Source organism: Pseudomonas sp. Tn43 (assembly GCF_014192635.1).
Classification (GTDB): Bacteria; Pseudomonadota; Gammaproteobacteria; order Pseudomonadales; family Pseudomonadaceae; genus Aquipseudomonas.
In genome coordinates, this window is record NZ_JACHYG010000007.1 from 377,555 (window position 1) to 389,542 (window position 11,988).

The 11,988-nt window shown below is 57.9% G+C and carries 15 protein-coding genes; 13 read left to right on the top strand and 2 right to left on the bottom strand.

The genetic code is table 11. The features are described from left to right. Positions 1-8: 8 nt before the first annotated feature. The 10 genes from FHW68_RS20085 (at position 9) to FHW68_RS20130 (ending at position 9,519) form a co-directional block, all read left to right on the top strand. Entirely contained in the window at positions 9-758 is a 750-nt protein-coding gene (locus FHW68_RS20085) for an electron transfer flavoprotein subunit beta/FixA family protein (RefSeq protein ID WP_003226982.1), read from the top strand. Next, positions 759-1,688 (top strand): electron transfer flavoprotein subunit alpha/FixB family protein, encoded by a 930-nt coding sequence (locus FHW68_RS20090; protein WP_095634936.1) that lies wholly within the window; start codon positions 759-761, stop codon positions 1,686-1,688. A 74-nt stretch (positions 1,689-1,762) separates the two neighbouring features. Next, complete coding sequence (locus FHW68_RS20095; RefSeq protein ID WP_183682619.1) at positions 1,763-2,599, top strand: ABC transporter substrate-binding protein; 837 nt, start codon at positions 1,763-1,765, stop codon at positions 2,597-2,599. A gap of 9 nt (positions 2,600-2,608) precedes the next feature. Continuing rightward, a complete protein-coding gene (locus FHW68_RS20100) occupies positions 2,609-2,965 on the top strand; it encodes a DUF4398 domain-containing protein (RefSeq protein ID WP_095634938.1) in 357 nt (118 codons plus the stop codon). Next, complete coding sequence (locus FHW68_RS20105) at positions 2,962-3,774, top strand: OmpA family protein (RefSeq protein ID WP_095634939.1); 813 nt, start codon at positions 2,962-2,964, stop codon at positions 3,772-3,774. Before FHW68_RS20100 ends, FHW68_RS20105 begins: the two co-directional genes overlap by 4 nt. Positions 3,775-3,984: 210 nt before the next feature. Further along, positions 3,985-5,424 carry a PLP-dependent aminotransferase family protein gene (locus FHW68_RS20110; RefSeq protein ID WP_007903895.1) on the top strand — a complete coding sequence of 480 codons (1,440 nt, stop codon included), beginning with the start codon at positions 3,985-3,987 and terminating at the stop codon, positions 5,422-5,424. Positions 5,425-5,511: 87 nt separating this feature from the next. Further along, a complete protein-coding gene (locus FHW68_RS20115; RefSeq protein ID WP_095634940.1) occupies positions 5,512-5,997 on the top strand; it encodes a translation initiation factor 2 in 486 nt (161 codons plus the stop codon). 158 nt (positions 5,998-6,155) lie between these two features. Further along, positions 6,156-6,410 carry a YkgJ family cysteine cluster protein gene (locus FHW68_RS20120; RefSeq protein WP_019582607.1) on the top strand — a complete coding sequence of 85 codons (255 nt, stop codon included), beginning with the start codon at positions 6,156-6,158 and terminating at the stop codon, positions 6,408-6,410. A 40-nt stretch (positions 6,411-6,450) separates the two neighbouring features. Then, entirely contained in the window at positions 6,451-7,053 is a 603-nt protein-coding gene (locus FHW68_RS20125) for an START domain-containing protein (protein WP_095634941.1), read from the top strand. Between the two features lie 372 nt (positions 7,054-7,425). Beyond that, entirely contained in the window at positions 7,426-9,519 is a 2,094-nt protein-coding gene (locus tag FHW68_RS20130; RefSeq protein WP_183682622.1) for an LTA synthase family protein, read from the top strand. 60 nt (positions 9,520-9,579) lie between these two features. Here FHW68_RS20130 and FHW68_RS20135 read toward each other — a convergent pair whose 3' ends face one another. Continuing rightward, positions 9,580-9,738, bottom strand: coding sequence for a DUF3309 family protein (locus FHW68_RS20135; protein WP_177319020.1), 159 nt, complete (start codon positions 9,736-9,738; stop codon positions 9,580-9,582). A 283-nt stretch (positions 9,739-10,021) separates the two neighbouring features. Here FHW68_RS20135 and FHW68_RS20140 point away from each other — a divergent pair, with 283 nt between their 5' ends. The 3 genes from FHW68_RS20140 (at position 10,022) to csrA (ending at position 11,572) form a co-directional block, all read left to right on the top strand. Next, entirely contained in the window at positions 10,022-10,837 is an 816-nt protein-coding gene (locus FHW68_RS20140; RefSeq protein WP_095634943.1) for an SDR family oxidoreductase, read from the top strand. 64 nt (positions 10,838-10,901) lie between these two features. Continuing rightward, entirely contained in the window at positions 10,902-11,234 is a 333-nt protein-coding gene (locus FHW68_RS20145; protein WP_095634944.1) for a YnfA family protein, read from the top strand. Positions 11,235-11,386: 152 nt separating this feature from the next. After that, positions 11,387-11,572 carry a carbon storage regulator CsrA gene (csrA, locus tag FHW68_RS20150; protein WP_095634945.1) on the top strand — a complete coding sequence of 62 codons (186 nt, stop codon included), beginning with the start codon at positions 11,387-11,389 and terminating at the stop codon, positions 11,570-11,572. A 5-nt stretch (positions 11,573-11,577) separates the two neighbouring features. Here csrA and FHW68_RS20155 read toward each other — a convergent pair whose 3' ends face one another. Beyond that, complete coding sequence (locus tag FHW68_RS20155) at positions 11,578-11,805, bottom strand: YheU family protein (RefSeq protein ID WP_003199186.1); 228 nt, start codon at positions 11,803-11,805, stop codon at positions 11,578-11,580. Between the last annotated feature and the right edge of the window lie 183 nt (positions 11,806-11,988).

Sequence of the window (11,988 nt, forward strand, 5' to 3'; positions counted from 1 at the left end):
AGGAATCCATGAAGGTTCTTGTAGCTGTCAAACGCGTTGTGGATTACAACGTCAAGGTTCGTGTCAAGGCGGACAATTCCGGCGTCGACCTCGCCAACGTCAAGATGTCGATGAACCCGTTCTGCGAAATCGCAGTGGAAGAAGCCGTACGCCTGAAAGAGAAAGGCGTTGCGACTGAAATCGTCGTCGTCTCCATCGGCCCGTCCACCGCTCAGGAGCAACTGCGCACCGCGCTGGCTCTGGGTGCCGACCGCGCCATCCTCGTCGAATCCGCAGAAGATCTGACTTCCCTGGCCGTTGCCAAACTGTTGAAGGCCGTTGTCGACAAGGAACAGCCTCAGCTGGTGATCCTCGGCAAACAAGCCATCGACAGCGACAACAACCAGACTGGCCAGATGCTCGCGGCATTGAGCGGCTACGGTCAGGGTACCTTCGCCTCTAAAGTCGAAGTGTCCGGCGACAGCGTTGCCGTGACCCGCGAAATCGACGGCGGCGCGCAGACGGTTTCCCTGAAACTGCCGGCCATCGTCACCACCGACCTGCGTTTGAACGAGCCGCGCTACGCGTCTCTGCCAAACATCATGAAAGCCAAGAAGAAGCCTCTCGAAGTGCTGACTCCGGACGCTTTGGGCGTTTCCACCGCCTCCACCAACAAGACCCTGAAAGTCGAAGCGCCGGCTGCACGCAGCGCGGGTATCAAGGTCAAGTCGGTGGCTGAACTGGTTGAAAAACTCAAGAACGAAGCGAAGGTAATCTAAATGACTATCTTGGTTATTGCTGAACACGACAACAAAGTGCTGGCCCCGGCCACGCTGAACACTGTGGCTGCTGCCGCCAAGATCGGTGGTGATATCCACGTTCTGGTTGCAGGTCAGGGCGCTGGTCCCGTAGCTGAAGCCGCTGCAAAAATTGCTGGCGTATCCAAAGTGCTGACAGCCGACAACGCTGCCTACGCTCATCAACTGCCGGAAAACGTTGCTCCGCTGGTAGCCGAGTTGGGCAAGGGCTACAGCCACATCCTGGCTGCTGCGACTTCCAACGGCAAAAACATCCTGCCACGCGTTGCCGCGCAGCTGGACGTTGACCAGATCTCCGAGATCATCTCGGTCGAAAGCGCTGACACCTTCAAGCGTCCGATCTACGCCGGTAACGCCATTGCTACCGTTCAATCGAACGCGGCGGTCAAAGTGATCACCGTGCGTGCCACCGGTTTCGATCCGGTTGCCGCTGAAGGTGGTTCGGCGGCTGTTGAGGCCGTTGCGGCTGCTCACGACGCTGGCACTTCGAGCTTCGTTGGCGAAGAACTGGCCAAGTCCGATCGTCCGGAACTGACCGCTGCCAAGATCGTCGTTTCCGGCGGTCGCGGCATGCAGAACGGCGACAACTTCAAGCACCTGTACGCCTTGGCCGACAAGCTGGGCGCTGCCGTCGGCGCTTCCCGCGCAGCGGTCGACGCAGGTTTCGTACCCAACGACATGCAGGTCGGTCAGACCGGCAAGATCGTTGCGCCACAGCTGTACATCGCCGTCGGTATCTCCGGCGCGATCCAGCACCTGGCCGGCATGAAAGACTCCAAAGTGATCGTGGCGATCAACAAGGACGAAGAAGCGCCGATCTTCCAGGTGGCCGATTACGGCCTGGTGGCGGATTTGTTCGAAGCCATCCCCGAGCTCGAGAAGCTGGTCTAATCCGGCGGCTTGACTTATAAAGAGCCCGACCTTTTGGTCGGGCTTTTTTTTTGTTTTTTGAGGGGTGTTTCGCCATGGATTTACGCCACGTGTGTGGCTGGTCACTGCTGCTGGGCCTGACGCTGTTGCCGGGGCTGTCCATAGCTGCGGGCAAATGCGAGCGCCTGGTAGTGACCGGCAGCCCGGACGCGCCGCCGTACCTGTGGCAAGACCCGCAAAACCCCAGGCATCTGATGGGCGCCAGCGCTGATCTGTTGCAGCACGTGGCGGGGGAGTTGGGCATCAAGGTCGAGCTGCTTTACGCAGGTAAACGCTCCCAGGCCCTGGAGGAAGTGCGCAGCGGACGAATGGACATGCTGGCCGATGCGCCGTTGTTGGTCAGTGAGCTGGAAAATCTGGATTACGTCCATCCACCGCTGTTGGAGAACGATTACCTGGTCTGGACTCGCAACGATTCGTTACTGGTCTACAACGAAGCCCAGGACCTTCGCGGTCATTCTGGCGCGTTGTCGGAAAAGGCTCGTATAACCCCCGCATTCGGTATTTTTGCCGAACAGCAATTGACCCTGTTGCGTACGCCCAATCTGACCCAGGCCTTTCAGAAATTGCTGTTGAACGAGGTGGAATTTGTTCTCGCCGGCCGCTATTCGGGCATGGCCATGGTGCAAACGCTGGGGATGGCCAATGACTTGATGGCCCACCCAGTCCCCATCGATAAACCGGGCCTGTATCTTGCGGTTTCCCATAACTCTGCCTGCAACGATCCTTGGTTGCGCGGACAGCTGGCCAAAAAGATGACAGAATTGCCCGCGTCCGGACTGACAGAAGCTGCGCTGCTGCGCAATATCGAGCGTTGGAAGGCACAGCGCTCACAACCGCAGCCACAACCTGTCAGTACCCCAAAACAGTAGGGATTCTTAGTGAGTATTCGACCTCTTTTCGCTGCCCTGGCCGTTCTGGCTCTGGCGGGTTGTGCAGCCGATCCGGCGCCGAATGAACAAATACGCTTGACCGAGCAAGCCCTTGAACAAGCGAAGGCCGTGGGTGCTACCGCCGACGAAGTGCCGGAGCTGAAACTGGCTGAAGACAAGTTCAAGCGGGCCAAGGGCAACATGGCCGACCAGTCCTTCAAGCATGCGCGCATGCGGGCCGAGCAGGCCGAGCTGGACGCGCGTCTGGCCGAAGCCCGGGTTCTGACCCTCAAGAGTGAGGAGCAGTTGAACGTGCTCAATACCCGCATCACTCGTTTGCGCAAGCAACTGGGAGATGCCCAATGAGCCTGAAAACCAAAGCACTCGGCGGCTTGATTCTGGCCGGTTGTGCAAGCCTTTATGGCTGCGCCGGTCAACACAGCGAAGCCGCAATCCAGCAGGCGGGCACTGACTTTCAGAAGGTCAAGGAAGACTCCAATGTGCTGCGCATTGCGCCCAAGGACGTGATCCGCGCCGGCGAGTCGCTGGCCCGGGCCGATCGTCTGTCCAGCTACTGGGGCAGCGGTTCGGACGTTGTGCATTACGCCTACCTGAGCCGGCGCTACAGCGAAATCGCCCGGGAACACACCAATCAAGTGCTCAACGAGGAACGCGCGGCGAAGCTCGAACTCGAGCGTCAGCGCCTGCAATTGGCCCTGCGTGAGTCCAAGTTGCTCAGCGTGCAGCAACAGGGCAAGTGGCTCGAAGAGCAGATCGTGGCGTTGGCCACTACCCAAACCGACCGGGGTCTGGTGATGACCTTGGGCGATGTGCTGTTCGATACCGGTGAAGCAGAGCTGAAAAGCTCGGCAAACCGTGTGGTGCTGAAGATCGTCCAGTTTTTGCAGCTCAACCCCAAGCGAGTGGTGCGGATCGAGGGCTATACCGACAGCACTGGCGGTAAACAGGAAAACCTCAAGCTGTCCCGCGACCGTGCGCAATCGGTGGCGGATGTGTTGATGGACCTGGGTATCGACGACAAACGTATCAAGGTCGAAGGCTACGGCGATGAATACCCGGTAGATGCAAACGCCTCAGAGCGTGGTCGTGCGCAGAACCGTCGGGTAGAAATTGTGTTCTCCGACGAAAAAGGCCAGCTCGGCGCCGCCCGCTAAAGGGCTGCGTTACTGGAAAGCCCGGCCTGTCAGCAGCGCCGGGTTTTTTTGTGCCTGCCGAATCCTTAACGCCTGCCAAAAAACAGTACAGTTTTTGCTGACAATGCACTGTACGGTCGACTATTGTGATAACTGTCCCAGTACACTTCCAAACTGTTCCGGTATTGTTTCACACAAGAATAAAATGCCCGTGAAATCGAGTGCTGCGTCATGACCAATCTCTTGCTTTACCAACGTATTGCTCAGCAGCTGGCCGAAGACATCCGCCGCGGTGTTTACCAGCCAGGGGAGCGCGTGCCTTCGGTGCGCAAGATGAGCTCGCAGCTCAACGTCAGCCATGCAACGGTGTTGCAGGCCTATGCCAACCTTGAAGATCAGGGGCTGATCCGAGCCCGGCCGCAATCCGGTTACTACGTGCACCAGACGCCGGCGCTCACGGCGCCAACCCCGGATATCGCCCGGGTCGAACGACCAGGCCTTGTCACCCGCAGCAGCATTATTCAGCAAGTCCTGGTCGAATCGCGCCGCGAAGGCGTCTTCCCGTTGGGCGCCGCGGTACCGAGCGTTGACTATCTGCCAGTGCGGGCGCTGCATCAGCAACTGGCCAAAGTCACCCGTTTCCATAGTCCGCGGGCGTTCAGCTACATGTTCAGCCCCGGTTTCGAGCCCTTGCGTCGGCAAGTGGCGATCCGCATGCGCGACGCCGGCGTGGTGGTCGACCCGTCGGAAGTGGTGATCACCCACGGCTGCGTCGATGCGCTGCAAATGTCCTTGCGCGTGTTGACCCGACCGGGTGACCTGATCGCCGCCGAGTCGCCAACCTATTACGGTTTGCTGCAACTGGCCGACCTGCTAGGGCTCAAAGTCATCGAAATTCCCAGCGATCCAGCCACCGGCATGAGTCTTGAAGCCCTGCAACTGGCGGCCAACCAGTGGTCGATCAAGGCGCTGGTGCTGACCACGCGCCTGAGCAATCCCCTGGGCGGCACCATGCCCGAAGAGCGGCAGAAACAATTGCTGCGCCTGGCCTCGGATTTCGATATCCAGGTCGTCGAAGACGACATTTACGGCGAACTGATGTTCGAGCAGGGGCGCACCAAATCGCTCAAGGCCTACGACCGGCTGGATCGGGTGATCTATTGCTCCAGCTTCTCCAAAACCCTCTCGCCCGGTGTGCGCATCGGCTGGATGATAGCCGGCAAGTACCAGCAGGAAATCCAGCGTTTGCAGACTTTCAGCACCCATTCGGCCTGCAGCGTCACGCAAATGGGTATCGCGGCCTATCTGGAAAACGGTGGCTACGACCGGCATTTGCGTTACATCCGTCAGGAGTACCGCAAGAACCTCAGCGCTTTTCAATTGGCGGTGCAGCAGTACTTCCCGGAAGGTACGCAGATGACCCGGCCCACCGGCGGCTTCATTCTGTGGGTCAGCCTGCCGGGGCGGGTGAATACGCAAGAACTGCATGTGCGGGCGTTGCAGCAGGGCATCAGCATTGCGCCGGGGCTGATTTTCAGTAATACCGAGCAGTTCAATCACTGCATTCGCCTGAATTGTGGCATCCCCTGGAACCGCGAGGCCGAGCGTGCATTGATGACGCTGGGGTTGCTGGCGACGCAACTTTGTCAGGAGACGGCAAGCGGTTTTTGACCGGTCGGGCAGTGGTGAACGGCCCGCTTGTCTTGTCGTCTCCAACAGGCGAGCATACAGACTTCTGCCGTTCACGCCGTTGGGTCCATGAAGCCGATTTTTCCTGCCATCTGGTTGTTGATCTGCCTGCTAATGACCTGTCACCCGGAAGGCGTCATGGCGGCTTCCGTTCAGGAAAAACCCACAGCCAGTACCCCTGCGAAAAAAGCGGCACCGGTCAAAAAAGCCGCACCGGTCAAAAAAGCTGCGCCGGCCAAAAAGAAGGCAGCAGCGGTAAAGAAGCGTTCCCCCATTGCCGCCAAGTCGAAACCGGCCAGTGAGGTCGTGAAAACCAGGCTCCCTTCGGCAGATCTCGACTTGAGCCTGCCCAAGGACATGGTCGAAGAACTGAAACCGGTCGGCACGGTCACCTTGCCCCCACGCGATACGCTGTTGCCACAAATGTTTGGCGACAAGAGCAGCCCGTTCCAGCTCAACGGTCGCCTGCTCAGCAACGAAATGCAGCTGCAACTGCGCAATGAAGAGCGGCGGGAAGTTGAAGGCGCGGCGCTGGAATTCGAGTTCAAGCAGTAATTTCCTCCCCATCGTGACCCGTGGACCAGACGCTTTGTCGGAGACTGGTCGGTCACCTTCGTTTGAATGAAAAAACCCGGGCTCAGGTAATTTTAAACAGCCGTTTTAGCCGTTACTCTGTGCCACGTCCCTTTACCCGTCGCGAGGAGCTTGTCGTCATGAGATGCCGTGAAGGCTGTGGCGCCTGTTGCATTGCCCCTTCCATCAGTTCGCCGATCCCCGGCATGCCCAATGGCAAAGCCGCCGGAGAACGTTGCGTCCAGCTGTCTGCCGATAACCTGTGCAGCATTTTCGGCAAGCCGGAGCGTCCTGCGGTGTGTTCGGCATTTGAAGCCGATGTCGAAGTCTGCGGAAGCAGCAGCGACGAAGCGATCAAGTTGCTGGGCTGGTGGGAGCAAATGACGGCCGCGTGATGTGTTAGACGAATGGAACTTCAACAATAAGGAAAAGACTATGGGTTCGCTGCATCGTATGGCTGTGCTGTGTGGTTTGACGGTTCTACTGGCCTCCACGGCCCAGGCCGAAGAATGGAAAACCGCCAAGGAAGAACAGGGCATCAAGGTATCGTTGAGTGAAGTGGCCGGTTCCCAATACAAGGCATACCGTGGCGTGACCGTCATGAAGACCACCATGGCCAAACTGCGTGCATTGCAGGAAGACGTGCCGGGTGCCTGTGCATGGATTCACGAGTGCAAGACTCAGAAGTTGCTTAAACATGAAGGTAACCAGAGCTGGACCTACACCCAGTTCAATACCCCTTGGCCGGTCACCCCTCGCGACTCCGTGTTGCATATCACCACCGTTGAAGGCGCCGATGGCAGTCTGACCCGTGAGCTGGAAGGGCAGCCCCAGTACTTTGCGCAAGAAAAAGGTTTTGTTCGGGTCGCTCAGGTCAAAGGGTTGTGGAAGCTCGTGCCTAAAGGCGATCAAGTCGAAGTGACTTATCAGGCCCATACCGAACCCGGTGGCAGCGTGCCGTCGTGGTTGGCCAACAAGTTTGTGGTCGACGCGCCGTTCAATACCCTCAAAGCCCTGAAAGAACGCGCCGAGAAGTAACTGCGTACTCTTTTCATAGGGACTGGCGGGGGCTTTATTTTGTTTCTGGATATGCGTTGAACGAAATTTTCACAAAGCCTCCAAGACAATTCGCCCGCGGCCAACCCGTAAGCCTGCGCAACTTTACGCCACGCCTCTTGTCCCACAACGCTGCAAGCGACACTCGGGGGCCGTGGGCCAGTAATCCATGGTAATCCGCGGTTGATCGTGCAACATTTGCGCACCGCGCAAGCCCCGGGGCCGAAGGTGGCCAACAGAGGGCAAGACAGCGGGTGCCGGTCAGTTAAACGCAATCCCAGTTAACCGACCAGCCTCAGGCAAGGCGCCGCTGTATTTTTTGAAACTTCAACTTCCAATGGGTCCTGAAACGACATGGCAAACCCGGACGCCCTGAGTCAGCAGCGAGCTTCTAGTCGCCTGCTGCAACCGACCGTCAAATCGCATCTGGCCTACACGCTAATGTGTGCGGTGATCATGATGGTCATGTTGAGCCTGCTGCGCGTGGCGCTGCTGGTCTACAACAGCTCGATGATCCTCGATACACCGGCTTCGACCTTTCTGGAAGCGTTCGCCAACGGCCTGCGTTTCGACTTGCGTCTGGTGGTTTACCTCAGCATTCCGCTGCTGCTGGCATTGTTCAGCGCCAGGGCGATGGCCGCCCGCGGGTTTTTCCGGCTGTGGCTGACCGTTGTCTCAAGCATCGCGCTGTTCCTCGGCCTGATGGAGATGGACTTTTACCGCGAGTTCCACCAGCGCCTCAACGGTCTGGTCTTCCAGTACGTGAAGGAAGACCCGAAAACCGTGATGAGCATGCTCTGGTACGGTTTTCCGGTGGTTCGCTACCTGCTGGCGTGGGGCGTGGGCACCTTGATTCTGACGCTTGCGTTCAAGGGCGCCGACCGTGCCACGCGTCCTCGCGGGCCGTTCAGCGGTGGCAGCATCAGTACGCGACAGGTTGCTCCGTGGTATACGCGTGGCGCGGTGTTCCTGGTCTGCCTGCTGATTTGCGTGGTCGCTGCGCGTGGCACCCTGCGTCAAGGGCCGCCAATGCGTTGGGGTGACGTTTACACCACCGATTCGAACTTCGCCAATCAGTTGGGCCTCAATGGCACGCTGTCGTTGATTGCAGCGGCCAAAAGCCGGCTGTCCGAACATCGCGACAATGTCTGGAAGGCCACATTGCCACAGCCTCAGGCCCAGCAGACTGTGCGCGATTTGTTGTTGACCCCAAGTGACAAGCTGATCGATACCGAGACCGCCGCGGTGCGTCGCAATTTCAGCCCCGACACCAACAAGACACTGCCGATCAAGAACGTCGTGGTGATCCTGATGGAAAGCTTCGCCGGTCACTCGGTGGGCGCCCTGGGTCGTCCGGGTGACATCACGCCGTACTTCGACAAACTGTCGAAAGAAGGCCTGTTGTTCGATCGTTTCTTCTCCAACGGCACCCATACCCACCAGGGCATGTTCGCCACCATGGCCTGCTTCCCGAACTTGCCGGGTTTCGAATACCTGATGCAGACACCCGAAGGCAGTCACAAACTGTCCGGCCTGCCGCAATTGCTCAGCGCCCGGGACTACGATGATGTGTACGTCTACAACGGCGACTTCGCCTGGGACAACCAGTCGGGCTTCTTCAGCAACCAGGGCATGACCACCTTCATCGGGCGTAATGACTTCGTCAACCCGGTGTTTTCCGATGCAACCTGGGGCGTGTCCGACCAGGACATGTTCAACCGTGGCCTGGAAGAGTTGAAGGCCCGTGATGGCAAGGACAAGAAACCGTTCTATGCCTTGCTGCAAACGCTGTCCAACCACACGCCGTACGCTTTGCCGACGCCATTGCCGGTGAAGCCTGTGACCGATCGCGGCAGCCTCAACGACCACTTGACCGCCATGCGCTACTCCGACTGGGCGTTGGGTCAATTCTTCGAACAGGCCCGCAAAGAGCCGTATTTCAAGGAAACCCTGTTTGTAGTGGTCGGCGACCACGGTTTTGGCAACGAACAGCAGATCACTGAAATGGACTTGGGTCGCTTCAACGTTCCAATGTTGCTGATCGGACCGGGCGTCCAGGAAAAATTCGGCCAGGTCGACCACACCGTCGGCACCCAGATCGACATCGTGCCGACCATCATGGGCCGTATTGGTGGAGAGGTGGCTCATCAATGCTGGGGTCGAGACTTGTTGAACCTGCCGGAAGACGACAAGGGTTTTGGCGTGATCAAGCCGTCGGGCAGCGATCAGACGGTTGCATTGCTCACCGGGGATCGTGTGCTGGTATTGCCCAAGGAAATGCCGCCGAAGTTGTATCAATATGAACTGGGCGCCAATCCCAAAGGTGAAGTGATCCCGGCATCGGCTGACGAAGCGGCGCTCAAGCAAAAGCTCGAGTCGTTCATCCAGACGGCTACCAAAAGCCTGATTGATAACACCGCCGGTGTCGTTGACGGCAAGCCGGATTAAGTTTCGGTGCAATAAAAAAGAGGCCCTTCGCAGGGCCTCTTTTTTTTGCCGGCAAAACCTTTATATCTTGCCAAGCAGCAGCAGGATCAATAGCACCACCAACACCACGCCGATGATACCGGACGGGCCGTAACCCCAACTTCTGGAGTATGGGAAGACCGGCAGACCACCTAACAGCAACAGGATAAGAATAATGATAAGAATTGTGCCCATGTCTATTTCCTTGTTGGTTGTGGATTTGACCTGGCGTTTGAGCCATCAGCAGGACTTGTATTAATCCTAGCTGCTTACAAAATCCGACTCATGGATATGAAGAAAAATTCCAGGTTTTTTTAATGTATTTGGCAAGTACGTTTATTTCTTTTATTGCGTCTCAAAGTTGAAACAACCGGACCGCGCCGTGGTTCATCGCTGGCCATTCAGCAATCTGATGGAGCGTGGGTCGCGCATTATCCTTCGCTACACTCGGTGCATCTTCCCCGGAACAACAAGGCTGTTTGCTATGCAAAATCGCATGATGATCACTGGCGCGGGCTCAGGCCTGGGTCGCGAAATCGCGCTGCGCTGGGCGCGTGAAGGCTGGCAGCTGGCCTTGTCGGATGTCAGTGAACCCGGCCTGCAAGAAACCCTGAAGCGGGTTCGCGAAGCCGGCGGTGATGGTTTCATTCAGCGTTGTGATGTGCGCGACTACAGCCAACTGACGGCATTCGCCCAAGCCTGTGAAGAGAAGTTCGGCGGCATCGATGTCATCGTTAACAACGCCGGCGTAGCCTCTGGCGGTTTCTTCAGTGAATTGTCGCTGGAAGACTGGGACTGGCAGATCGCAATCAACCTGATGGGTGTGGTCAAGGGTTGCAAGGCCTTCCTGCCACTGCTGGAGAAGAGCAAAGGCAAGATCATCAACATCGCCTCGATGGCCGCACTGATGCAAGGCCCGGCCATGAGCAACTACAACGTGGCCAAGGCGGGTGTGGTGGCGTTGTCCGAAAGTCTGTTGATCGAACTGGCCCATGAGCAAGTCAGCGTGCATGTGGTCTGCCCGTCATTCTTCCAGACCAACTTGCTGGACTCTTTTCGCGGCCCGACTCCAGCCATGAAAGCCCAGGTCGGCAAGTTGCTGGAAAGCTCGCCGATCACCGCTGCCGATATTGCCGATTACATCTATCAGCAAGTCGCCGTCGGCCAATTCCTGATTCTGCCTCACGAGCAGGGCCGCATGGCCTGGGCGATCAAACAGAAAGATCCGCAATTGCTCTACAACGAAATGACCGTCATGGCTGACAAAATGCGCGCCAAGGCCAAACAATCCGCAGGCTGAACTTGCCCGTGCGCAAGACCGTCGTTAGGGTGGCCGCAACCGGTCATCCTCACGAGACATTTGCATGCTCAATTACCTGTGGTTTTTCCTCGCCGCGCTGTTCGAAATCGCCGGCTGCTTCGCCTTCTGGATGTGGTTGCGCCAGGGTAAAAGCGCTTTATGGATCGTCCCGGCGCTGGTCAGCCTGATCCTGTTCGCGGTGCTGCTGACCCGGGTCGAAGCAAGCTACGCCGGCCGCGCCTACGCCGCCTACGGTGGCATCTACATCATTGCGTCAATCGGTTGGCTGGCGGTGGTCGAGCGGATTCGTCCGCTGGGCTCGGACTGGATTGGCATGGCGTTGTGTGTGATGGGGGCGGGCGTCATTCTGTTTGGCCCGCGCTTTTCCGCTTCCTGAAGAATCAGCCCTTCATTCAACCAGTTGTCAGACACGTCCGTCAGGGCAAAGCCTTTTGGGTTGTAGGGCAAGACTGTTTTGCTGCCGTTGCATTGAAGACCCGCTGTGCGCCGGGCATCTTCAAGGGCCGGTAACCCTGAAGGATGAAGGCCATGCTTGTACTGAGTCGCGTTGTGGGCGAGTTGATTTCCATTGGTGACAACATTTCCGTGCGGGTTCTCGCCGTCAACGGAAGCAGCGTGCGCTTCGGTGTCGAAGCGCCGCAGGAGGTCAACGTACATCGCGCCGAAGTCTATGAGCGCATCCAGATCAAACAGGCCAAAGCCAAAGCCCGTTAAAGGTCTCAGTCGAACAGATGCTTGGGCACGTCGTGCTTGAGCATCAATTGGCATTGTTCGCTTTCCGGATCGAAGACGATCAACGCCTGGCCCTTGGTCAATGCCTGACGAACGCGCAGCACGCGGGTTTCCAGCGGTGTGTCATCGCCGTTGTCCGTGCCGTCGCGGGTCACGAAATCCTCGATCAGGCGGGTCAGCGTGTCGACTTCAAGTTGGTCGTGGGGAATCAGCATAAGGCACCTCGGCTAAACAATGGCGCGATGCTACGGCGAATGGGCGATTGCGGCTAGCCTGGGTCTCACGTGGCGCCTGATCTACCGCCTTCGCGGGCAAGCCTCGCTCCTACATCTATGGTTACCCCCTTTTCTGCAATACTGTTTTTGATGCGTGTTTGGCTTGCTTTCATCTATCCGGCG